Source organism: Bacillus sp. CH30_1T, assembly GCF_008364765.1.
Lineage (GTDB): Bacteria > Bacillota > Bacilli > Bacillales > Bacillaceae_B > Rossellomorea.
Genome location: NZ_VTUY01000014.1, coordinates 1 through 24,311, shown reverse-complemented (window position 1 = coordinate 24,311; position 24,311 = coordinate 1). Strand labels below are relative to the sequence as shown.

Genomic DNA, 24,311 nt, shown 5'->3' with positions numbered 1-24,311 from the left:
TATAATTCATGACAAAAAAAAAGCTTGCGAATCTCTTCGCAAGCTCTTTCTTACTTATTCATCATGGTCTTCGTTTTCACCATAAAAGCGAAGGAGGTCTCCATTAATAATCTTATCGGAGTATTCCAGCTCCTCATTTACACGCTCTTTGTATGGCTCACAGTATTTCATATCCGTTGTTTCTTCGGATTCTTTATTCCAGCACTTTTCACCTGCAAAGACATAGTCCTCAGTGATGAATCGACCGTCACGGAGAATGGCCAGATTTTCATGCTGACTGGAGAATATATCAGAACCAAACTGTATATCTTCCTTCGTATCGATTCCTAAAAGATGCATAATCGTTGGTTTTAAGTCAATTTGCCCGGAAACTTTAGAAATGGTCTTCCCTTCCTGTCCAGGAACATGAATGATTAAAGGAACCTCTTGAAGTTGTGTACTTACAACTGGTGTAACTTCTTTGCCAAGATATTGGCTCATGGCCTTATTATGATTTTCGGAAATGCCGTAGTGATCTCCGTACATAACGATAACAGAGTTTTCATATAAACCTGATTCCTTTAAGTCTGTAATGAAGTTCTTTACAGCTTCATCCATGTAACGGACAGTTTGGAAATAACGATTGACCGTACCGTCATTGGATGTGTAAGGATCGATAAGCTTATCTTCTTCGTCTAATGTGAATGGATAATGGTTCGTCAGTGTGATCATCTTCGTACTGAACGGTTGAGACATCTCTTTCATATGCTCAACAGATTGCTTAAAGAAAGGAATATCCTTCATACCCCAGTTAACAGAATTCTCTTCCGTTACCTCATAATCCGGTAAAGAGTAGAAACGTTCGTATCCTAAGGAATCATACATAATGTCACGATTCCAGAAGCTTTTATTGTTTGCATGCATAGCAGTTGTATAGTATCCATTTTCACCAAGTTTTTCCGTCATGGATTCAAACTCATTTCCTGAATGAGTGAAGAAAACCGCCCCACGGTTCAATGGGTAAAGAGAATTGTCGAGTAAGAACTCGGAATCAGACGTTTTCCCTTGTTGGGTTTGATGGTAGAAATTATCGAAATAATAGCTTTCCCCAATGAACTCATTAAGGAAAGGTGTAATTTCCTGACCATTCATTTCGCTGTTAATGACAAAGTTCTGTAGTGACTCAAGTGATACCATGATCAAGTTCTTGTCCTTTGCCACACCAAACATTTCTTTATCAGGTTCGATGTAACTTGCACGAACATAGTTATCAATATCCGCTAATTCACTGCCGTCTGCCATTGCTCGTTGAGCAGAAGACTTTGATTGCAAGAAAATATCATACACATGGTAATTATACGTTCCAATATTCTTCACTAACATTTCTCGATCGAACGTTCTTGTCAACAGCTGTGGTCGTTCCGATTCTGCCAAGCCAAGGTTAAAGAAAACAAGGGCCGTGGCAACCAGGAAATACGCACGTCGATTGGCTCTGCTATAGTTTTGCAGAGAGAACCATGTTGGCTTTAACTTGATGATAAGAATTAACACAATGACATCTGTAAAATAGAATAAATCCTTCCAGCTCATTATTGCACTGGCACTCGTACCTAAATCAGAGAAATTGCTCGTTTGAAACAGGACGGGGAGTGTCAAAAAGTCATCAAAGAATCGATAGAAAACAACGTTTCCGTATAGGATAAACGAAAGGACGAAGCTTGCAGCGATAATATAGCGGGTGCGAGACTTATCCTTTTTAAGAAGTAATCCTACTCCGAAAATAAAAAGTAAGAAACTTAGTGGGTTGATGAAGAGTATAAGTTCTTGGAGTGTATTCTCTATCTTTATATCAAAACTAGTTTTATAGACAATGTACGTTTTAACCCAAAGGAGCAATGCAGCGATGATAATAAGAGAAGCCTTTGGTGTCTTTTTCAAATTCATTTAATCAACCTCCTTGCTACAAACGGTTCATTCGTATGTAACAAATTCATGTAATATTTTTAATGGTAAAATTAGGTAATATCGGACGTGCAACCTTGACCTATCTTAATACTTTTTTTACAAAACGTCAAACTCCAATTCACATCGATGATGTATGATAATTATTTAAGTCTTATTCTCTTACCCATACTATTAGACGATTGAAACAGGTGAAAGTTTCAAAATAACTATATTTTTTCAAAACGGTCCCTTTGTCCCTAGGTCATATTAATCAGCGAAGCTATTTAGTAGAATAACAGAAAAAAGAACCCTCCCTTTCAGGAAAGCTCTTTCTTTAAAAAAATTATGACTTATTTCATCAGATCTTATTCTTTACTAACCAGGCTGCACCGATCACACCTGCGTCATTTCCAAGTGTAGCAATACTCAAGTTTGTTGAAGTACGGACGGTAGGGAATGAAAATTGCTTAAAATATTTCACGACCGGGGTTAATAAGATTTCACCTGCTTTGGATACTCCTCCACCAATGACGATCTTTTCAGGATTCAGGGCATTCCCTAAATTTGCGAGGGACAACCCTAAATAGAAAGATAATTGATCAATGACTTCAAGGGCAAGTTCATCATGTTCTCTGGCCGCATCAAAAATATCCTTTGCACTGACTGTTCCATGGGACTCTCTTATTCCTCGCAGGACAGACGTTTTTGTTGTCGCATCCAGTTTTTCATTTGCGAGACGAACGACTCCAGTCGCAGAAGCAACCGTTTCCAAACAACCTGTCTTCCCACAATTACATTGGAATCCACCTTCAGGAACAACGGTAATATGCCCGATTTCACCACCTGCACCTTTTACCCCGTGCACAATATCTCCATTTGTTATGACTCCCCCGCCAACACCTGTTCCAAGTGTCACACAGACGATATCCTTTGCTCCGTCTCCTGCACCTTTCCACATTTCACCCAGTGCCGCGCAGTTTGCATCATTATCAATAACGGCTGTTAAACCTGTTTCCATTTCAAGTAAATCTTTTAATGGCGTATTCTTGTCCCAGCCTAAATTAACGGCTTCGTATATAATCCCTTTCGCCATATCGACAGGTCCCGGCGCACCCATTCCGATTCCGACTAGTTTATCTTTTGATTGATCTAAGCTTTCAAGCTTCTTATCAATCGCTTTAGCAATATCTACAATAATATTTTTGCCATTCTCTGATTTATCAGTGGGGATTTCCCATTTATGTAAGAGCTCACCATACTTATTCAAGAACGCGATTTTTGTCGTCGTGCCTCCTAAATCTACACCGACCAACCATTTTTCTGTCATCTCTATCACCTGTCCTGTTTTTCTTTTTCAATTTCTATTTCATGTCGCAACAAAAACAAAGCTGTTTGAAAATCCCGCGTTTCGATCAGCTGGGATTGATAAAGTTCTATTAGTTCGCCTTCCATTAGTTGCAGGTCGGAAAGACGATGCCCAACATAGATAATGGTCCCATAACTTTTTAATAACTGTTGGATATCATAAATCGTTTTCATAACATACACCCTGCTTTCTATCATTCACATTAAAGTATAAGTGAAAATCCCTATCTTCTCAATACGCAGCTATTAAATATCCTATCTAAATAACAAACAAAAAAAGACCTCCTTAATGGAATTTTCAATAAGGAAATCTCTTCAACTTATATTAACGATCGGGATCTTTCGGATGGAGAAATCGTGGTCGTCTGTTTTTTAAGGGCATAGGCGAACGCAGGAAGACGTCTCGGAATGCTCTCAGGTTAAACGGAATAAATGGCCACATATATGGAATATCAAAGGAGTTCATTCTTGACAACATGATAATCCATAGCAGTATACCCACAACAAATCCATACACTCCAAATAAGGCAGTGCAGATCAATAAGAAAATCCTGACTAACCGGTTGGCTAAGCTCATCTCATAGCTTGGCGTTGCAAAGGTACCGATTGCTGCAATGGCCAGGTAAAGAATGACTTCGTTAATAAAGAGACCAACTTCCACTGCCACTTGTCCAATCATTAATGCAGCAACGAGACCAAGGGCCGTAGCTAAGGAAGATGGGGTATGAATGGCAGCCATCCTGAGAATATCGATTCCGACTTCAATGATTAAAAATTGAAGGAATAAGGGTACTTCCCCTACATCATTTGGACCTACATAACTCAATGCTTCGGGCAATAGTTCAGGATGAATCGCAAATAAATAATAAAACGGCAGTAAGAAAATCGAACTCCACACAGCAATAAACCTGACAAAGCGCAAGTATGCGCCAACTGAAGGCTTGTTCCTATATTCTTCTGCATGCTGGAGGTGATGCCAAAAAGTTGTAGGTGTAATCAAGACACTTGGTGAGCCGTCCACCATAATAATGACGTGTCCTTCATATAAGTGTGCTGCAGCTGTATCCGGCCTTTCCGTATAGCGAACCATGGGATATGGATTCCAGTGACGCCCGGCAATAAACTCTTCCAATGTCTTCTCTCCCATAGGAAGACCATCTGTATCGATCTTCGATAGGGCATCTTTGATTTTGTGGACCAAATTTGGATCGGCAATGTCTTCAATATAACTGACGACTATATCCGTTTTGGATCTTCTCCCAATTTGCATATATTCCATTCGAAGCGAAGGATCACGAACTCTCCTTCTTGTCAAAGCTGTATTAAACACTATCGTCTCGACATACCCGTCCCTTGAACCTCTCACCACCCGTTCGATATCAGGTTCCTGTGGTCCTCTGACTGGATACGTTCTAGCATCAATCATAATGACCTTGTCAATGCCATCCACCACAAGTGCTGTGGGACCTGCCAATACTAAATCAATCACTTGGTTCAGATCATTTACTTGCTCGATCTCTATGTATGGGATGTACGTCTTCAATAACTTTTCTAAAGTGTCTTCTTCTAATTGTTCAGGACTAAGTCCTGACAAAAGCTTCATTAGATAATGCATAATATCATCTTTAACAAAGCCATCAACTAAAAACATCGCCATTTTTCTCTCAGCATACTCCAAATCCAGTTGAATGACATCAAAGCTTTTGTCTACTGCTAAGGTATCCCTTAGATAATTGGTGTTTTCTTCAATCTGAGTAGAGACAGGCTTTTTCTTTTGATTTGTCATTAGCCTTCACTCCTAATAACTTTACATGAATTTCCATCTTTACCATCCTAGACAAAGCAGCTAGAAAACATACATCCTATCATATTGATATCATGCGCTTCATACTATTTACTAAATGGACATACTACTGGAGTGAACGAAATGAAACAAAGACTAAAAGAAGCCATGCCCTTTCTTGTCATCATGTGCATTGTTGCTCTTGGGATTCAATTTGTTTACAAGCCCCAAACGGAGGAAAGCATTATTTTTTTCCCAATAAATGAACATGTTTCCTATGAATCTGCCACTACAATTCTGATGCTTCAACCCGAGAAGAAAAATGATCATTATGAGGTAAATTGGAAGGTATCTTCAAAGCTTGATACACCTGCCTATTTACGTCAGGATGTCGGCTTTTTATTTATGAACGGGAGACTAAAAGGGCTTATGAACGAATGGGAACAGGACACCGATCAAATTGTTGAGGAATCAATCATAAAAGGAAAAGAAAGTAGTCTCCTTCAAGCTGTGTCTTTCCACTATTCTGAAATTCATGAAACGGAAACAGATTTTACGAGTGCTCAGAAAATGTCTGAAGATACATTGTATGTGATTGATTCAAATTTCAGCCCTTTAAATGCCTTCCGACAACCCGGTACAGATGCAGAAAAAGAATGGAAGAACATACTGGACAAAGTGACCTCTCAACAACTTGACTATCTAAGGGAAAAGGCAATCACATCCATGCAAATCCCTATGGAAGACTATACATCCTTTCCATTAACTCATCTCCCTAAATTAGAAAATCAACCTTTGGAAGGATTCACCGAGCAAGAATGGGAACGTGTAATAGGAAACCTTTGGGAAGGACTATATAAAAACTATTATTTAGGAATTAAAAAAGAGGACGGCTCTGTCATTGAGTCAATAGACAGTGCTATCCCACTTATATTAGTGAAAAAAGATCGAAAGGAAGTTCTCGTGTTACTGATTGATAAAAACGGAGAAGCTTCTTTACTTAAACAACAGATTTCCATTTAAGTGTTCTCCTGTAACTCTTTATAAAGTTTTTCATAATTTTCATCCTGCCTATTTAATTCATAGGCTTTTTTCGCAAGAACAAGAGCCTCCTCTCTGTCACCTGAGTCGATCAGAATCAACGCAAGATTGTAATGAGCTTCATGAAACTCACCATCTTCTTGGATCGCAGCTCTCAAATGATCTTTTGCTTGTGCTAATTTGTTCATCTTGATTTCAGCGTATGATAAGTAGAAATATGTCTGTGCATTTGGCGAGCCTTCTTCAACCACCGGGACAAGAATATTTTCCGCTTCCTCCCACTGTTGATTGGAAATCTTTTCTTGAGCCACGCCATTCACAGTGTTAACATCCCAAGATGTTGGATCTGAACCAATCCCCCTCGACACAAGAACTCCAACAAGTAGGATACTTCCCGTCAGAAAAAGCAATTGACGCAGTGGGCGGTGACCATTCGGCAAGCTGACAATTCCTGCTGCGAGAAAACCACCCACCAATCCACCGATATGACCTGCATTATCAATTCCCGGAATCGTAAACCCCAGGACTAAATTCAACAGGATCACCGCAATAATATTGGTACCGATCGTTCTAAAGAAAATCTTCGGATATAATACGCCGAAATACAGCAGTGCACCGAAACAGCCGAAGATTGCGCCACTGGCTCCTGCAGAGAGATTAGATGTGAAAAGGAAGCTGGCCAGAGATCCCGTGATTCCCGAAATCATATAAATGAAGATGAATCTGAGACGTCCGAACATTTTTTCCACTGCCATTCCCAGATAAAATAGGGCAAGTGTGTTCATAAGTAAATGAAGTATTCCAATATGCAGAAAGATTGGGGTTACAAGGCGCCACCACTCTCCTTCAATCATGAGGGGATTGTACTTAGCACCGAACTCAATCAGTGTTTGTGGGTCCTTGCTTCCTCCATTTAGTTCAAGAATTAAGAACATGACCAATTGGAGCGCAATGAAGAAATAGGTAAAGAACGGCTTTCCTTTTTCAAACAACTGCCTTTCCTTTTGTATCTGTTTGGAAGAAGAATACATGGTCATGCTTTTAATCCACTCTACATTGGCATCTAATACTTCAGAAGGAAGATCCCAATCCCCTTCATTGAAAAAAGGGTCATTCCTAAGAGTTTCGACACTCTGATCCCCATGAAGAAGAAGTGGCTGAACGGATGTCTTTTGATTGTTCAGGGATTCCTGAAATAAATCTGGATCTGCATCTACAGGTGGATAAGTGGAGACATAGATATTCTTCATTTGAAGCTGCCTTTTCCCAAGGGATTTTCTGATTTTCTCCCCATTCACCGAGGTCAATTCCATATCCCGTTTGACCCAGTTTCCCCAATCCAGATCTTTCCGTACCATTCGAATGACGTTCGCTTCTTTCTTCCCGGTATTCTCAAGCCATATTTCATCCTGATTTGGTGAGAGATTAAGAATTCTATATTGTTTATCTTCAACCAAATGGTAAGCTATCTTCCAAAACAAATAATGATAACGTAAATCCACATCATCCACTACTTTCTTTTTGCTCTTTTCTTAAAGATTGTTGTTTTATAACATAGGGTCTGCTTGGCGCCCTGTCAATTAGTTTATGCTGGATGGTGAGGGGAACTGCTTCGCTTGCAGCTAGCGTTCGGCCGAGCCTCCTCAGCTTCGCTTCCGGGGTCTCGGCACGACCGTACTTCCGCAGGAGTCTGCGCAGTTCCCCTCACCATCTTTAAGAGAAAGTTCATGACAGAGCTTTAAGGTGTGCAAAAAAGACAATGTAACTAGAAACCAGAATTCTTCTTCCTTAATAGGAAATCAATTTCTACTTAACCTAAAAGAGGTTGTTTACTAAAAGATTTTATTGTTATTTACTTTTTTAAAATAAACATGCTCAGAAAGTTGATTGGAGCGGAAGGATGCTCGACTCCTGCGGGAATAGCTGGACAGGTGAGACCCCGGAGGCTTGCCGAGGAGGCTCACCGCCAGCCCCGCGGAAAGCGAGCATCCTGTAGCGGAAATCAACTACTACTTTCTTCTTTAAGCTTGCCACAAACTTTTCTCTATTTAAGAAATCCTATTCTCCCCCTACTATACCGAACCTTTTCTTAAACTGTAAAACAAAAAGACTGTAAGAGAGACTTTCCCCCTTACAGTCTTTTTGACTGTTATCCTCTGAATGCACCTTGAATGAATTTAGAGCGGATACCAGGTATCCCCATCGCTGCTTTCACAGCAAATTTTCTAATGAGAAAGTTCCCTAGAAGTACATTTAACAGTCGATACCGATTCGGAATCAGGAAAAGAATTAAACCGCCCAGCACTAACCATTTTGTCCATCCGTTCATGATGATCCCTCCTGCTAGTAGTTTGGATCATTATAGAGAAGCTTATCCCACTAAATTGCAAGGAAACGATACTTTCTTTCGTTACCGTCAATAGAATATGAGCATAAGTACTCCTGCAAAAAGACTAGACAGAGCATTTACTGTCTCATTGTTCATGAGAGGAAGCCCTTTCGTTTTTTCTGTGTAATGTTCACAATGAATTGTTGACTCTGTTCGAAGATTGCAGACCGGACACCGGTACTCCAACTGTATGAACGCGCCCAGCATTGTATCCAGGATGTTTCCTAAAAATCCGGAAAGGAGAAGGAGTAATAAGAGATATACATCTATGACATTCAACAAAATCAATGAGGCTAGTGAGATAAGAGCAGAACCCAAGAAAGCCGCTACCGTTCCGATGATGGAAACAGCACCTGACGTGCCTTTTGGAACTCTCCTGAACGTTCTTATGGAAAACGGCATTTTATGACTGAGAGGACCGATTTCTGATGCCCATGTATCAGCGTTTGCCCCTGCGACTGACGCAATGAAGGCTAGTGTCCAGACTTCGTTTCCCGTCACACTGAATAATAAGGCAAAGAGGGCTGCAGGACCTCCGTTCGCCAACACTTGCTGCCAGTCCCTGATGGACGTTTTCGCTAAGCGCTCATCGATCCCTATCTTGCTTTTCTTAAAAAGGCGTGACCATATGCTTGATGACAAGAAGAACACGCCTAATATAAACAGCCCCTCAAACCCATAGGAGCAGCCAATAGCCAGGCCTATCATTATGGCCATTATTGCGCCTGAGAGACTTAAATTACTGGTTTTCCATCCTACTATGGCGATAGAGAAAATAAAAAGTAGCAGAAAGAAATACTCATTAATCACAATCGATTCGTCCCTTTTCCGTCAAGATCGTTCCAACGGGTATGTCGAAAGATTCGATTGGCAATGTATCGACCATTTGCTCCACAAAGGCAAGGGACATCGTCAGACCCGAAAAGGTTGAGAGTAACCTGTCATAATATCCCCCGCCAAACCCCAGACGATAGCCCTTTTCAGTAAAAGCTAAACCTGGAACGATCATCAATTCAATAGCGTTAATATGTACAACGGTCGACTTGTCGGGGTCTGGTTCATACAAATCAAAATAGGATTGTTCGAGCTGTTGGAAATCCTGAAGTTCAAAGAAGACCAATTCATGGTTTTTCGGTAAACATTTCGGGACTACTACCGTTTTCCCTTCCTCCCAGCCCCGTTTGATGATATTCCACGTATTGACTTCCGGAGACTTTGAAATGGTCACCGCAACGGTATTGCTCTGCATCCACTCAGGAGATTCAAAGAGTAATTGTTCTATTCTAAAACACTTTTGTTGAAAAGCTGTATAATCGATTAATTTTAACGATTGAAGCTGAAGATTCCGTAGTTCTTTTTTAGACATAATATCCCTCCATACTTACTATACAGATATTATTTTAATGGATTCTCTATGTAAATGCGATGTTGTAACCGTATGAGCATAAAAAAAAGCAGCGGATAAAATCCGGCTGCTTATTTCGTTTCGCGGTGAAGAGTCACACGCTTTAATTTCGGGCAATATTTTTTTAGCTCAAGACGGTCTGGGTTGTTACGCTTGTTCTTGGTTGTAATATAGTTACGCTCACCAGTTTCTGTGCAAGCTAAAGTAATGTTTACACGCATTATTGTTTCCCTCCAAACATTTACATCATCTACTATTCATACGACTTTTCTATAATATCACTTTTCTTTCGGAAATGCTAGTCCGTTTTTTATTCTATCGCTTAAATTTGAAATCTCCTCTTCCAAAGCTCCTTCAATGGCATACACTTTGCCTTGTTTCACTTCAAAAGGCTTGAATGAAAAGTCTAACATATAGACCATCATATTAAGACCATTGGTGATCGGATAGTAGTAAAGGCTTCCGTTACTCAGGGATTTCTTCCATAGTTGTAAGCCTTTCAAGTTAAGGGGATAGATGGATTTCTTAACAGAGCCCGCGCAGGAAACAATGTTCGTGATGGCAACAAGTTTACCACTGTAATTCCAGAACGTATCCTTGGACAGTGATAATACCCCAACTCCATCTTCTTTACAAGCGAGCCATTCAATGAGAAAGAAAACCTTAAGATCCCTGCTTTCCTTTGTGGTATTTTCCATTTCAAAGGCAAAGGCTTCTCCCCAGCCTTCAATATGTTCGTTAATTTTCACACTTATGCCGGTAAGAGAGGTTAGTTTCTCTGAGTAAAGGGGTACATATTCATTTTTCTTGTTCCAGGCTATTCCTTGGATATGGAACTTTTCAAACGGATTCTCCTTCATTAGCCTCTACACCTTTTGCCAGATTTTTATTTTCTTTCCATAATATCTGGCAAGCTCCCTTGCCAGATTTCGTCTGTCAGCTTTGGAATAAATGATGAATCCTCTTTTTGGATCACTTATGATTTTCGTTCGGCCACCATCTCTATGATCAAAAACGATCTCTTTCTGACTGGAGGAAGACGGAACGCTTTCCAGTAATTTAGCAAGGACGATGGGTTTCTTACCATTTGGACACGCTACTTGAAGTCTGGTGATAAATGGCTCAATAAAGCCTTTAGAGTGGTGGAAGCCTTTTTTTAAGGAGGGGGGAGAATATTGCCCCTTCATGAGATCATCACGTGCGCATTTATATTCTTCCGGGTTTCCGATATCTCTCCAATAAGCACTTGTTTTAAAAACATAGACTTCCTCATTGTTCGTAAGCAGCTGAGGAATGAAATCCTGACCGAAATCCCTCGCTCCTAAGTGAGCATAGCGATCAAGCAGTCGTGGATCTAACATGTATACCCCGGTGTTCACCTCATTTCCTATCCACTCTTCCGGCTTTTCGATAAAATTAACCAATTTACGATTTTCGTTTGTATGACATATCCCATATTCTTTTGGATTCTCTACTTCTTTTGAGACGAGGGTCATTGCCGCTCTTTTCTCATAATGGAATTCAATGACTTTATCTATTGGAATATTCGTGAATGCATCTCCACTTAACACCAGGAACGGTTCACGAAGTCGGTGCCTGGCGAGGAAGATCCCTCCTGCTGTTCCAAGGGGAGATTTTTCCTCCAGATAGGTAATGTTTACATCGAAACGTTTCCCATCACCAAAGTAGTCTTTAATCGTTTCGCTTTTGTAACAGGTGGTGATGAGAATATCTTTAATTCCATATGACCTGAGGAGGTTGATGCTGTATTCCAGAATTGGCTTATTCAGAATCGGAACCATTGGCTTTGCAATCGACATTGTATAGGGTCTTAACCGCTTGCCTTCTCCACCTGCCAATATCACGGCCTTCATCTTTTTATGCCTTCTACTTTTGATTGAAGAAGCACATCATCGTATACGTGGATGGTTTGTTCAGCGATCCGATCCCAACTAAACATGGATTGAGCCATTTTGAAACCGAAATTCCCTAGTTGCTCCGATTTTGAAGGATTTTCAATTAATGAGACCAATTGTCCATAAAGGCTTTGTTCATGATTGGGCTCAAATAATAAGCCAGTTTGTTCATGTTTCACGATTGATTTAAGTCCTCCTGTATTGGAGGCGACCACCCCTTTACGGAAAGCCATTGCCTCCAAGGCAACAATGCCGAATGGCTCATAAAGACTTGGGAAAATTACCGCTAAACAATTTTTCAAATAGTCATTCCGCTCCCTATCAGAAATGTATCCGATGAAGGACACACAATCACTCAGGTCTTCATGGGCTACCATTTGACGATAGTGTTCTAACATCGGGCCTTTTCCAGCTATGATAAAAGAGATGTTGAATCCTTCTCTCTTTAACTGTGATGCTACCCTTATAATCGTGTCGAACCCTTTCTCGTGAACCATCCGTCCGATTGAAAAGAAATACGGAGTGGAAGGCTGTTCAAAGCTATAAGGGGAAGATTGATCGAGCTTCTCTAATTCTACGCCATTTGGTATCACAGCGACTGGTGCTTGGATAGTAAATAAGCTCTTGATTTCCTCTTTCATATGCTCACTGCACACAATAAGGTGGTCAGATGCACTAATGAGAAGCTGCTCTTCCCGGTGAATCTTGTGTTGCAAATCGGTATATATTCCTTGATTGCGTCCATGTTCAGTTGCGTGAATGGTTGTGATGAGAGGAATTGAATAGTACTCTTTCAGTTTTATCGCTGAAGTGGACACAATCCAATCATGGGCATGAATATGAGTGATTCTTTCATCTCTTATCAGATCATGGGCGTAATGAATGAACGCCTGATTTAAATCAAATACCCACTTAAAGAAGTCTTCTTCGTATGGATGCAGGGGATGTACACGGTGAATCGTAACCCCTTCCATCTTCTCAAGTGAAAGGGCATCATTTGCTTTGGTCGTAAGAACGTGCACCTGTTTCCCTTTTTTCACAAGATTATTAGCCAGGTCATACACATGCCTTGAGAGTCCCCCCACGATATTCGGCGGGTATTCCCATGAGAGGATCAGAACGGAATCCTGTTTCACTGCTTTTTCTTCTAAATTGCCTGCGAAAAGCTTTTCAAGGATTTCATCAGATGGAAATGGAACGACACTTTTACGATGAAGGAATAAATGTTTATCAATCTGACCTTCCGTTACCATATTAAATAAGCTGTCAAAGTGAATAGTACCTAAGTCAGACTCAATATTCGTCCCTTCCAGGCTCGCGATCCATTCCCGCATTAGTTGATGTGCGACCTCTGTCTGCCCTGCAGATGAATACAGATCGTCAAGTTTCTCTTCCATACGATGAATGATTCGAATATTCTTCATGGCCGCGTCAGAAAGAATAGGGGTTTGCTTCTCCATTCCAAGAAAACCAAAACCTACTCTGGAAAGAGCAGTAGAAGATTCCACCTTTTCCTTTAATGAGTGTGTGAACTCCCCATTTATCCATTCATCGTAGCTTAATTGATCCTCGATGAAAACAATGGAAAGTGAATGAACGTCCTCTTCTAATGCTCCGATCCCCCCTTCTGAAACCGGTATTAACCTTAACCCCCTAGGTGTTCTAATGACACCGCTGTCCTTCTCTTTTTCACTATGTTCATACGAGTGGGAGGATATAAATGTGAATTCGATTCCTTGCTTAGTAAGGTATAAGTCAATTCCAGGAACATACGCTGCCCGAGGTAACCAAAAAAACTTAGGAATCATTTGAAAATACTGCTTGTACAACAGCGTACTCATACGCACTTGAGACTCAATCGCCCTTGGAGTCCTGTAATGTGTCAGTGGGAATGAGCTAACAGTCGTAGGAATCACGGTAGCTTTACCTTCTATCACCAAACTCTTATAGGCTTGTACGAAATTCATGTCATGGGTCGACCACTGAGAATAGACCAGCTGCCATTTACTCTTTTCATGCGGTTCTGCTTGTAGAAGGTTGGATTGAATGATTGAGTGAGCTTTCTCCTTAAACTCTTCACTCATAAAAAGCGAGAAGAGGGTAGGGTTCATCACGACAGGTATAGAGGATGCTCCGTTACGCTCTAGAAGATCTAACAATGCACTATTTTCGAGAAGGATAGAAGTAAGTAGATCTTCCCGTTCGTTACATTGTGAAAAAGCCAGTTCGTTAAATTGTGGATATATCATCACTGCCGAAAGTCCTTTCATGCCTTTTCCTCCTGATTCATTACATAATACGAATAGGTGCTCACATGCTCCACCCATTTCGGTTCTTTAATTAATCCTTGCTCATATTCAAATAACTCTTTCATACTATGATACTCCTGATGATGGGACGTTCTTGGGGTGTGGAGTACATTGGAACGGGTGAATGCAACAAAGTCACCTGACGGTAAGCGTAATCCAATTTCCATACAGTAGCTTCTGTTTTCCTTTAGACCATTTACAAACCAATCACTCTCCGTATGGGGAACATATGAATCTGAGTATGTGTGATGATTATGTCCGTTAAAGGAAATCGATGTAATATCATATAAACGAAGGACAAAAGGTTGAGGGTCAACATTCATTTTAAAATGGCTTTTCACATGGCGAATCCATTCTTGAGAAATGTTCCAATAGCAATAGATTCTGGATGACGTAGAGAACATGATTGATAATTCAGTGGCACGCGGGTTTTTCGCACGGGGCTTAGGCATCTTTCTCCCAAAGGAAGCTCTTCCTACCCGTTTTTTCGGTATTTTCGGCTCAATCACTTTAACAGGGGTACCCTCATTTACAGTAGAGTTTCCCTGAGCCTTCTGATACTTCACCCATTGATATTGAACTTTCCCAACCGTAGTATTCAGCTCTTTGGCAATTTTCCTGAATGACACTCCTTGTTCTTTTAACCGAATGATATCTGTGATCAAAACAATTCCTCCTAAAGAGTAACTAAATATTATATAATTTCAATCTAAAAATTATGACAATTATCTATAAATTCATCGTAACACCCTATTCAAAAACCTACAATAAACGCATTTTGTCGTATCTTGTTAAACGTGGTGATAATGGGGTTTATCATGCATTTTTTTTGCAAATTATTATGCTGAAATGATATTTAAGCGTTTACATTATCGGAACGACAAGATTCTTTCATAACTGCCCAGTGACATTCGACAAAATATTGGTTCTTTCCACAAATTTATCCTTCCATCTTATAGAGATAAGCCATTATCTATGCTATAACTAAAGGAGAATAATACTGTATGAGGTGATATAGTGGATTTACTATTCATTGGATTAGTAAGCTTCTCTATCCTATTACTAATCATTTCGTTTTTCCAACGGGATCGGTATCGTGATATTGAAAAAGACATAGAAGAATTGTCAATGAATGTTCTTCAGGAGCATTATCAGTTAAAGAAGAGAATACGGGTACTGGAAGAAGAGTTGATGGTGAATGGCGATGCTCCTTTACAAAAAACAGCTTCTGTCAGAAAACCCATTCATGAGGTTGTGAAAAATCAAGTCATTGCGTTATATCAACAAGGGATACCTGTCGAACAAATCGCAAAGCAATCTGCACTTTCTAAATCAGAAGTCCAGCAACTTATTTCAAAGCTATAAAGAGAGGGTCATGAATTAACATTAAATTTATTGATTAAAATGATACTCAATAGAATGCATAGAAAAAGCTGCCCTTGATGGGGACAGCTTTTTTTCTGGTAGTGTCTATTCATTCAAATCGTAACGACGACCTTTCACTAGATAGAATACACCTTCTGCAATGTTTGTTGAATGATCTGCAGCTCGTTCAAGATATCGGCAGATGAATGAAAGCTGAGTAATCTGAGCCGTGAATTCAGGCTTTTCTTTATTGAGAGTCAGAAGCTCTACAATCGTTTCACCATATAAGTCATCTACCTTATCATCCATATCAGCGATTCTCTTTGCTTTCGCCACATCTTCTTCGACAAATGACTCTAAAGTTAGCTGAATCATTTCAGATGTTATGGCATGCATTTCTTTAATATGATGAATCGGTTTAATTAGTGGTTCATTACCAATACGGATCGTTGATTTCGCTACGTTCACAGCGAAATCTGCGATTCTTTCCAAGTCTGAAGCAATTTTGATAGCAACGATGATTCTTCTTAAGTCAGTTGCCACAGGTTGTTGCTTAGCTATAGTCAGAATGGCTAAATCATTGATTTCCTCTTCCAGATCATCGGCTTTTTGATCGCCTTCGATAATAGCAAGCGCCGTATCAACATCCTTCTCTTCTAACGCTACAATACTTCTCTCAAGTGCAACCTTTGCAATGTTACCCAAATCCATTAGTTTGGTTTGCAACTCTTTCAAATTCGCATCAAATTGTCCCCTAACTGCCATGATTATACCCCTTCCTCTTTCAACACTTAAGCTTCTCAATAGTAGGAATTAAACACCCGGTGATATTTATCCTTTTTTTGAATGTGAATTAACCGAAACGGCCGGAGATATAGTCTTCTGTACGCTTATCAGATGGAGTAGAGAAGATTTTATCTGTTTTGTCAAATTCAATGACTTCCCCGTTCAGGAAGAAGGCTGTGCGGTCAGAAATACGTGCAGCCTGTTGCATATTATGAGTAACAATAATAATACTGTATTCTGTTTTTAACTCTTGAACCAGCTCTTCAATCTTTAATGTAGAAATCGGATCCAGAGCAGACGTAGGTTCATCCATCAGAATGACATCGGGTTCAATAGCAAGACATCTTGCTATACAGATACGCTGCTGTTGTCCACCCGATAAACCATATGCATTTTGATTCAGACGATCTTTCACTTCATCCCAAATCGCTGCTCCCCTTAAGCTTTTTTCAACAATTTCATCCAGCATTTTTTTGTTTTTAATTCCGTGGATTCGAGGACCATATGCAATGTTGTCATAAATCGACTTAGGAAACGGATTAGGTTTTTGGAAGACCATCCCCACCTTCGTTCTTAATTCCTCGACACGATAATTTCGATCAAAAATATTACGTTCACGATAAAAGATATCACCTGATGTTTTTACGCTTGGAATCAGCTCGATCATACGATTTAATGTTTTAATATAAGTGGATTTCCCACATCCGGATGGACCGATGATGGCCGTCACTTCATTTTCCATAATATCTAAATCAATATTTTTCAACGCATGATTTGTACCGTACCATAAGTTAAGCTGCTTTGTCTGATAAACAGGCTCTTTTCTAACTGAACTATTGATCATACCTTTATTATTGTTGTTCACCATTGTTGTTTCCATATTTGAAAGCCTCCTTCATCCATTTAAAACCAATAAAAATGCGATATTAATATCTTTTTTGAAACTTATTACGAATCAGCACCGCAATCGAGTTCATGAGTAACAGTAAGCCTAACAGGATAATAATCCCTGCAGCTGCTACATCATGGAAATCTGCTTGTGGTCGTTTTGTCCAATCGTAAATTTGCATTGGAAGAGCTGTAAATGTATCCAAGATGGAACCTGGTGTAAATAGTAATATCGTTGGTACACCGATAACGACTAGTGGCGCTGTTTCTCCGATTGCACGGGAAAACGCTAAAATGCTTCCTGTCAATATCCCGGGTATTGCAGCTGGTAATACTACTCTAGTAATCGTCTGCCACTTTGTAGCACCCATACCATAAGATGCGTCCCTTAACTCTCTTGGTACAGAACGAATCGCTTCTTGTGCTGCAACAATAATCACAGGCAGAATGAGCAAACTCATCGTCAAACCGGCGGCCAGTACACTTTGACCAAGGGCAAAGGCCCGGGCAAAGATCGTTAAACCTAAAAGACCAAATACAACGGAAGGAACACCTGCAAGATTTGAAATATTCACTTTGATAAATTTATTGATTTTGTTTTGTTTAGCATACTCTTCTAAATAAATGGCCGTCCCCACTGCTAATATGAACGAAACGATAACAACAACGAACATTAGCCAAATCGTCCCCATAAAGGCGGCATAAATCCCTGCTTTTTCAGGGAACCTCGATCCCACATTTTGTAAAAATTGCAGATCCAAGTATCCAATTCCTTGAGTGAATACCCGATATAATAATACACACAACACGACTAAGCCAAATAAAGTCGCCAGGAAGAAAAGCCCTTTAAAAACGCTATTCACCATTAATCTGGAAGACATCTTTTTTAAGACATTTTCATGATTGATATACTTCATGATTAATACTCCTCTCTGAATCGCTTAGAGATGTATTGGGCTAGCAGGTTCATACCAAGTGTGAATAAGAATAAAGTGAAACCTACTGCATAAATACTATAGTAAATCGTCGTTCCATACCCTGCATCACCTGTACTTACCTGAACGATGTACGCTGTCATCGTTTGAATGGAGTCAGTAACATTCCAAGACAGGTTTGGAGAAGCTCCTGCAGCAACCGTTACAATCATGGTCTCTCCAATTGCACGGGAGATGGCAAGTACAATCGATGCAACAATACCTGATACAGCTGCGGGTAAAACAACCTTAAGTGCAACTTCTAATTTAGTTGCCCCTAATGCCTGTGCACCTTCACGTATGGAATTCGGAACAGACGACATCGCGTCTTCAGATAGAGAAGCAATCATGGGAATAATCATGATCCCAACTACAATTCCAGGACTTAATGCATTAAATATACTTAATTCAGGTATGAATGACTCCAATAAAGGAGTAACAAATGTTAGAGCAAAGAACCCAAATACGATCGTTGGAATCCCCGCTAATACCTCTAATATCGGTTTGATGAACCTTCTTGAACGATCTGTGGCATACTCACTCAAATAAATGGCGGAGGCAAGTCCTATTGGTACTGCTACCACTACAGCTATTCCGGTAATCTTCAATGTTCCCGAGATTAAAGGAATGATTCCGTAACTTGGATTCTGATTAGAAAAAGGAAACCATTCTGTTCCTGTTATGAATTCAAATACGGATACTCTCGAGAAGAATGTAAATGTTTCAAAGATAAGAGTAAATACGATACCTATGGTTGTTAATACTGAAACCCCGGCTATTGCAAACAAGATCCATGGTATAGCCTTTTCAACAGAACGATTCAAGCCTTTACCACTTTTTTGTGAAATCATCTCCGCAACAGAGTATGATGATCCTTTTGAATTTGTAGCCATATAATGCAAACCCCTTTCATCCACATGACAAGATGAGAAGCAAGTAATCGCTTCTCACCTGTTCATTTTGACTTTAACAACGATTAATTTTATTTAAGACCTTCTAATTTTTCAGTAGCTTCCTTGACTTTATCTTCAGGAAGACTTACATAGCCAACTGCTTCTGCCATTTCAGCAGAGTTATCAAGAGTGAATTTCATGAAATCATATACAGCTTCATTATCTTTAACAGAAGCGTTTTTAGCATATACGAACAATGGTCGTGATAGTGGAGTGTATTCCCCACTCTCGATTGTTTCGTTATTCGGCTCTACTCCGCCGATTTTCACCGCTTTAAGTTCTTCTTTATTTGCAAGGTAATAAGCAAAACCGAAGAATCCGATGGCGTTTTTATCACCTGTTACACCTTGTACAAGAACGTTATCATCTTCAGAAAGCTGAATGTTTTGTTTAGTCATATCTTTTTCTTCTAAAATGACTTCGTTGAAATAATCATATGTTCCTGAGTCAGTACCAGGAGAATAGAATTTCACTTCTTCATCTGGCCATTCCGAGTTGATATCAGACCATTTCTTTGTTTTTCCATCTTCAACCCAAAGCTTTTGAAGATCTTCAACTGTCATGTCTTCTACCCAGTCATTTTCTTTATTAACAACGATTGTAAGACCGTCTTTAGCAACTTCGAATTCAGTGAAATCTATACCAGCTTCTTCCAGCTTTTGCTTTTCTTCGTCTTTGATAGGACGGGAAGCGTTTGAAAGATCCGTTTCACCTGCGATGAACTTTTCAAATCCACCACCAGAACCTGATACACCGATAGATACCTTTACATCAGGTTGTGCAGCTGCATACTCTTCATTAACTGCTTCCATGATCGGAGCAACAGTTGATGATCCATCCATTTTCACGCTGCCGGACAGCTGTTCTCCTGAGCCACTTTCAGCTCCACCTTGAGCACCACATGCTCCTAATACAAGAGCTGATCCGATCATTGCTGACATTGCTAGATACTTAAAGCTTTTCATTCCTAAATTCCCCCTAAGAAACTTGGTTGTTTTGTCCTACGAGTAATAGATTAATAGATGAGTGTTAATGCGGTTTTAACCATTTGTAAAGGTTTTGTAAATTCGACATTATTCTTCATCTTCATGACCCTTCCCAGAATCTGATAAACCTCTTCAAACCCTTATTAGACATAGATTGGACAATGATTTGTAAATTATGTAGTTCACTGATAAAAATCAAATAATTTATATCGATCTGATCCTGATTCTCGTTTTCATAATATAAATGCTCTTTTGATTTTGAGTAAAAGGTTTAAAAACCATAAGAAAAAAGCTGATTTCCAGTAAGATACTTCGTGGAAACCAGCTGCCGTTTGCTTAGTTATTCTGTTCTCTTTCCTCTTGCATTTGTTCTTCTGCCTCTTCAGCGTTTTCTACTTTCTTGTTAACTGAAGTGGGGTCCTTCACTTCTTCTGCACGTTTCTTCTTCAGTTCAAAGTACTTATCCATCACTCGTTTAGAGATGTATTTATTGACGTAAGGATCGGCTACTCCGCTTGCTTGGATATGAGAAGCAGGAACCATTGTGGCATACGCCACTTCAGGGTTATCAAATGGGGCGTATCCGATAAGAGTCGTGTTATAGTTCAGCTCTCCATCTACATACGTCTCAGCGGTACCCGATTTACCTGCCGCATTATATGGTGCATCCTTGAATTGATCATACGCCGTACCATCCGGATAGTGGTACACACGATAGAATCCTTGTTGAACGTGCTCGATCTGGGCTTGTGTCGCATCGATGCGATTCAGCACATTCGTTTCTTTTTCAAACAGGATCGGTCCCAGGCTTTCCTGATCATTTGTCGGCTCTCTTATTTCTTTCATGATATGTGGTTCCACACGATAACCATCATTGGCAATGGTAGAAATGTATTGAGCTAATTGCATGGTTGTATACGTATCAAACTGCCCGATCGCTAAATCCAGCAAGAAACCAGGAGTGGTGTCAGTACCTGTAAGTCCGGAAGACTCACCAGGTAAGTCGATTCCAGTCGGCACACCCAATCCGAATTGAGCGTAGTGATTCCGAAAGATGTCAAAGGCTTCAGGATTATTCACAATCGGCTCATTCGGTACATACTGACCTCCTGCTACTTTAAGGGCAACCTTCCACATATATGAATTAGAAGACTTCTCCAGAGCAAACAAGTCTGACATGGGAATTCGTTGATATTTATTGAACCATGAAGATTTGGGCTTTGTCCCTTTGATTTTTAATGGTTCATCGATCAACACTTCTCCCGGTTTTAAATTCCCTGTCATATAACCGGTTAATACGGTGGCACCCTTAACCACAGATCCCACTTCATAAGAAGACGTAAAGGTTCCTAACGCAGCATCTCTCATCTCGTACTTGCCTGTTTCAGAGTTCTTCACATACTGTTTTCCGGCCATGGCTAATATCTCCCCTGTATTTGGGTCAATCATGACCACGTAAGCCCGATCCAGGTTAGGAGACTCACCGCGATTTATAATCTGTTTTCGTAATTCTTCTTCTATAATCTTTTCGACTTCACGTTGAAGCTCCATATCGATTGTCAGAACAATATCTTTTCCACGTTGACCTTCTTGTACGAGTACAGATTCCAACACGCTACCACCTTTGGTGACATTTTTGATTTGTTCCTTTTGACCTTGCAGGACATCTTCATATTCTAATTCAACGTAACTCTTCCCTACACGATCATTCCGGTTGTAGTCTTTCGCTAAATAGGAATCTACCAGGTTCTTTGGCAGACCTTCTCTTGAGGAAGAAACATTCCCAAGAATCGTCCTCAACATATCATCAAATACGTAGGATCGCTTCCAGTCTGTAGTGGTATTGATGCCGGGTAGTTCACTGAGATGTTCACTGACGACGGCAAATTCTTCCGGGGTGACCCCTTCGTTCTTCACAACTTGCGGATTTAATGCATACCCGCTGGAGAACTCACGATAAATCGCAATGATTTCTAAATCCTTTTCAGTCAGTGATGCTAACTCGTCTTCTGTGATCCGGTCTAATCTCATTTGGTACACTTTCGCGTTTACATCGTCTTCAGATAAATCTTCATTGCCTTGAAGCTTTTTAATTTCCTCTTCTGACACCTTTTTGTCTGCTTGTTCTTTATTATTTAATAACCAATAATCTTTCTTGTCTCTTTCTGTCACTTCTTTGGTATCTTTTTCAATGTACTCAGAAAGCTTGGCTGCAACCTCCATCATCTCCTCGATCTTGGTGTTGTTTGCACGTGTATACGTAATCGCATTTAACGGTACATTATCGACGATCACATTTCCATAACGGTCATACATTTTCCCTCGTGGCACACCTGTATTGACGACAACATCCTCTGTTCTTTCTACTTCCTTCTTGTAGCTTTCTCCGTTCACTATTTGAACGAGTCCCAGTCTAAGAACCAGAAGAGAGAATAATAAGAACACGGCAAAAAACAGCAAATTCATCCGAACGGGAACATGCGTCTTTCTTTTTCTCTTATTTCTTTTCAATCTTTCCAACCCTTCCTCTATGTAAAAATATCTTTATATCGTTACCATCCCTTCTTATTTTATAGAAAAATACAAGGATAATCTAGACATAAGCAAAGAGAGGAAATCTTTCCCTCTCTTTGCTTGAATATCCTAAATGGGTAAGTCCACTTTTCGCACGAAGAAATATATGAGGGTATGACCTGCTCCAAGCATTAATAGGAGGATGGGGATACTCTCTTCGTGGTTAAAAAATGTGACGGCAATGATGAAAGCCAGGACTGACACAATTCTTCCCGAATTCAAGAAAATCTCCCTCACGACAATATACTCGATTCTCATTTCAGCGGCGTTCCATCCCGTTCCGATTACATCATATGTCATTGAAATATAAGGTACCAGAAGGATGGGGTATGCAATGGCAATCATCCCGGCATAGAGCAATAACTTCGTGTAAGTGACATCAAACACAATCAAGAATATTGCCAGGTAGAGAAGGATTCCACCTAATAAAATAGCCTTTTTTCGAAACTTTTTTTTAATCACCCGCGATGCAATGTAATAGCCTACGAATGCGATCCCTGAGTTTATGAGTCCGAATGTACCGATGGCAAACTCACTACCTGTACTGATGAACACAAACACAGAAATAATGAAGATAAACGTTCCTTCTCTCAACCCCTGGAAGAAGTGGGCGTTCGTAATGAAGCGCCAGTTAGCATTGTTTTTCCTTTCTTCCAGTATTCTGAGGAATAGATATCGCCCCGATGCAGGTCGTCTTTTTAGAAAGAAGCTCAAAAGAACGGCTATGGCAAATAGCAGGAGAGATAAACCGAATACAATAGTATAGCCCTTATACGAAGCAAATCTGGAGATGATAAAACCTGCGAGGATCGGGCCGATCATTCCTCCAGCTGATGTTAACGTACCGAGGAAACCATTGAAGAAATCTCTTGTTTCAGGTTCCGTAATTTCAAAGGTTAGTACATTAAACGCTAACCAATAGAAGCCGTAGCCGATACCGAGCAACGCTCCTAACACAACCAGGTAATTTTCGGCCGACTCCCCGAACGAGAGTACAGATATGTAAAAAAGAGCCAAAAAAATAACCCCGAAGCGTAACACAATCACCCGGTCTACTTTCTTTGCCAATCTTCCAGCTAAAATAAATGTTATTGGTTGAAAGATCACCACGGTTAAATTATAAATGCCTAGGTCAATAAATTCACCTGATTGCTTCCACAAGTAGATGTTTACAAATGTGTTTGAGAGCGCAATACTCAAGGAATATAATCCGCCAATCAACAGCAGCAGAGTAAGGTCTCTCGTTAAATCAATATCGCCTAATAACTTTTTATAGCTACTCATTTGAAAAACTCCCCTTTAACGTACCCCTATCTTGTGAAAAAGGGAGGGAAGTTATACAAAAAAAAGAGAGGTTCTTGAAAGAACCTCTCTCCAGCTTGTAGACAAAGTCTAAAAATTAGACCAAGTCTACAAGCTTTTTTTGTATAATGGAATGGAATCGATATTTTTGTGGGGGATATAAAATGTTATCAAAACACGTTGAGGATGGAAGAAATCAAATTGAAATGGTTGCGTTGGACCAACTTGTTCCAGAGGATCATCTGGTTAGGAAGGTTGAACAAGCGATTGACTTTGAATTTATTTATGACCTGGTAAAAGATAAGTATTGTTTAGATAATGGTCGACCGAGTATTGATCCCGTCGTTCTTAT

At 40.0% G+C, this 24,311-nt stretch carries 23 protein-coding genes; 3 read left to right on the top strand and 20 right to left on the bottom strand.

What is annotated here, in order from left to right; all coding sequences use genetic code 11:
- Positions 1 to 54: 54 nt before the first annotated feature.
- From F0342_RS21435 to F0342_RS21420, 4 genes are all read right to left on the bottom strand, one after another.
- Complete coding sequence (locus tag F0342_RS21435) at positions 55 to 1,923, bottom strand: LTA synthase family protein (RefSeq protein WP_149157861.1); 1,869 nt, start codon at positions 1,921 to 1,923, stop codon at positions 55 to 57.
- A gap of 358 nt (positions 1,924 to 2,281) precedes the next feature.
- Positions 2,282 to 3,250, bottom strand: a complete 969-nt coding sequence (locus F0342_RS21430; protein ID WP_149157860.1) for an ROK family glucokinase — start codon at positions 3,248 to 3,250, stop codon at positions 2,282 to 2,284.
- A gap of 5 nt (positions 3,251 to 3,255) precedes the next feature.
- Positions 3,256 to 3,462: a YqgQ family protein gene (locus F0342_RS21425; RefSeq protein ID WP_113970503.1), complete on the bottom strand. Its 207-nt coding sequence runs from the start codon at positions 3,460 to 3,462 to the stop codon at positions 3,256 to 3,258.
- 151 nt (positions 3,463 to 3,613) lie between these two features.
- Complete coding sequence (locus F0342_RS21420; protein ID WP_149157859.1) at positions 3,614 to 5,074, bottom strand: spore germination protein; 1,461 nt, start codon at positions 5,072 to 5,074, stop codon at positions 3,614 to 3,616.
- Positions 5,075 to 5,215: 141 nt separating this feature from the next.
- Between F0342_RS21420 and F0342_RS21415 the strand changes: the two genes are divergently transcribed.
- Positions 5,216 to 6,094 carry a hypothetical protein gene (locus F0342_RS21415; protein WP_149157858.1) on the top strand — a complete coding sequence of 293 codons (879 nt, stop codon included), beginning with the start codon at positions 5,216 to 5,218 and terminating at the stop codon, positions 6,092 to 6,094.
- On the opposite strand, the gene F0342_RS21410 is transcribed toward F0342_RS21415, so the two are convergent.
- The 9 genes from F0342_RS21410 to F0342_RS21370 all read right to left on the bottom strand — a co-directional run bounded on the left by F0342_RS21410 (position 6,091) and on the right by F0342_RS21370 (position 14,796).
- The gene (locus F0342_RS21410) at positions 6,091 to 7,614 is read right to left on the bottom strand and encodes a rhomboid family intramembrane serine protease (protein ID WP_149157857.1); all 1,524 of its coding nucleotides are present in this window, start codon (positions 7,612 to 7,614) and stop codon (positions 6,091 to 6,093) included. The genes F0342_RS21415 and F0342_RS21410 overlap by 4 nt on opposite strands.
- Positions 7,615 to 8,261: 647 nt before the next feature.
- On the bottom strand, positions 8,262 to 8,441 hold the full coding sequence (locus F0342_RS21405) for a hypothetical protein (protein WP_149157856.1): 180 nt from the start codon (positions 8,439 to 8,441) through the stop codon (positions 8,262 to 8,264).
- 87 nt (positions 8,442 to 8,528) lie between these two features.
- Entirely contained in the window at positions 8,529 to 9,311 is a 783-nt protein-coding gene (locus tag F0342_RS21400) for a DUF92 domain-containing protein (protein ID WP_262481846.1), read from the bottom strand.
- Entirely contained in the window at positions 9,304 to 9,867 is a 564-nt protein-coding gene (locus F0342_RS21395) for a 5-formyltetrahydrofolate cyclo-ligase (protein WP_149157855.1), read from the bottom strand. Before F0342_RS21395 ends, F0342_RS21400 begins: the two co-directional genes overlap by 8 nt.
- A 110-nt stretch (positions 9,868 to 9,977) precedes the next feature.
- Entirely contained in the window at positions 9,978 to 10,127 is a 150-nt protein-coding gene (gene rpmG / locus F0342_RS21390; protein WP_064091498.1) for a 50S ribosomal protein L33, read from the bottom strand.
- Positions 10,128 to 10,184: 57 nt separating this feature from the next.
- Complete coding sequence (locus tag F0342_RS21385; RefSeq protein WP_149157854.1) at positions 10,185 to 10,766, bottom strand: hypothetical protein; 582 nt, start codon at positions 10,764 to 10,766, stop codon at positions 10,185 to 10,187.
- A 6-nt stretch (positions 10,767 to 10,772) separates the two neighbouring features.
- Positions 10,773 to 11,780 (bottom strand): nucleotidyltransferase family protein, encoded by a 1,008-nt coding sequence (locus F0342_RS21380; protein ID WP_149157853.1) that lies wholly within the window; start codon positions 11,778 to 11,780, stop codon positions 10,773 to 10,775.
- The gene (locus F0342_RS21375; RefSeq protein ID WP_188048650.1) at positions 11,777 to 14,092 is read right to left on the bottom strand and encodes a glycosyltransferase; all 2,316 of its coding nucleotides are present in this window, start codon (positions 14,090 to 14,092) and stop codon (positions 11,777 to 11,779) included. Before F0342_RS21375 ends, F0342_RS21380 begins: the two co-directional genes overlap by 4 nt.
- Positions 14,089 to 14,796, bottom strand: coding sequence for a DUF4912 domain-containing protein (locus F0342_RS21370; RefSeq protein ID WP_149157851.1), 708 nt, complete (start codon positions 14,794 to 14,796; stop codon positions 14,089 to 14,091). The genes F0342_RS21375 and F0342_RS21370 overlap by 4 nt, the downstream gene beginning before the upstream one ends.
- A gap of 352 nt (positions 14,797 to 15,148) precedes the next feature.
- On the opposite strand from F0342_RS21370, the gene F0342_RS21365 reads away from it, so the two are divergent.
- Positions 15,149 to 15,496 (top strand): helix-turn-helix domain-containing protein, encoded by a 348-nt coding sequence (locus tag F0342_RS21365; RefSeq protein ID WP_188048649.1) that lies wholly within the window; start codon positions 15,149 to 15,151, stop codon positions 15,494 to 15,496.
- A 105-nt stretch (positions 15,497 to 15,601) separates the two neighbouring features.
- Here the strand turns inward: F0342_RS21365 and phoU are convergent, their stop codons facing one another.
- The 7 genes from phoU to F0342_RS21330 all read right to left on the bottom strand — a co-directional run bounded on the left by phoU (position 15,602) and on the right by F0342_RS21330 (position 23,941).
- Positions 15,602 to 16,261 (bottom strand): phosphate signaling complex protein PhoU, encoded by a 660-nt coding sequence (gene phoU / locus F0342_RS21360; RefSeq protein WP_188048648.1) that lies wholly within the window; start codon positions 16,259 to 16,261, stop codon positions 15,602 to 15,604.
- Positions 16,262 to 16,349: 88 nt separating this feature from the next.
- The gene (gene pstB, locus F0342_RS21355) at positions 16,350 to 17,150 is read right to left on the bottom strand and encodes a phosphate ABC transporter ATP-binding protein PstB (RefSeq protein ID WP_316252643.1); all 801 of its coding nucleotides are present in this window, start codon (positions 17,148 to 17,150) and stop codon (positions 16,350 to 16,352) included.
- Between the two features lie 58 nt (positions 17,151 to 17,208).
- Entirely contained in the window at positions 17,209 to 18,087 is an 879-nt protein-coding gene (gene pstA, locus F0342_RS21350; RefSeq protein WP_149157849.1) for a phosphate ABC transporter permease PstA, read from the bottom strand.
- A gap of 2 nt (positions 18,088 to 18,089) precedes the next feature.
- Positions 18,090 to 18,995 carry a phosphate ABC transporter permease subunit PstC gene (gene pstC / locus F0342_RS21345; protein WP_395940714.1) on the bottom strand — a complete coding sequence of 302 codons (906 nt, stop codon included), beginning with the start codon at positions 18,993 to 18,995 and terminating at the stop codon, positions 18,090 to 18,092.
- Between the two features lie 131 nt (positions 18,996 to 19,126).
- The gene (locus tag F0342_RS21340) at positions 19,127 to 20,062 is read right to left on the bottom strand and encodes a PstS family phosphate ABC transporter substrate-binding protein (RefSeq protein ID WP_149157847.1); all 936 of its coding nucleotides are present in this window, start codon (positions 20,060 to 20,062) and stop codon (positions 19,127 to 19,129) included.
- A gap of 357 nt (positions 20,063 to 20,419) precedes the next feature.
- Positions 20,420 to 22,549, bottom strand: a complete 2,130-nt coding sequence (locus F0342_RS21335; RefSeq protein ID WP_149157928.1) for a peptidoglycan D,D-transpeptidase FtsI family protein — start codon at positions 22,547 to 22,549, stop codon at positions 20,420 to 20,422.
- Positions 22,550 to 22,726: 177 nt separating this feature from the next.
- Positions 22,727 to 23,941, bottom strand: a complete 1,215-nt coding sequence (locus tag F0342_RS21330) for an MFS transporter (protein ID WP_149157846.1) — start codon at positions 23,939 to 23,941, stop codon at positions 22,727 to 22,729.
- A gap of 182 nt (positions 23,942 to 24,123) precedes the next feature.
- Here F0342_RS21330 and F0342_RS21325 point away from each other — a divergent pair.
- On the top strand, positions 24,124 to 24,311 hold a 188-nt coding region (locus F0342_RS21325), incomplete at its 3' end, for a transposase (RefSeq protein WP_464764950.1).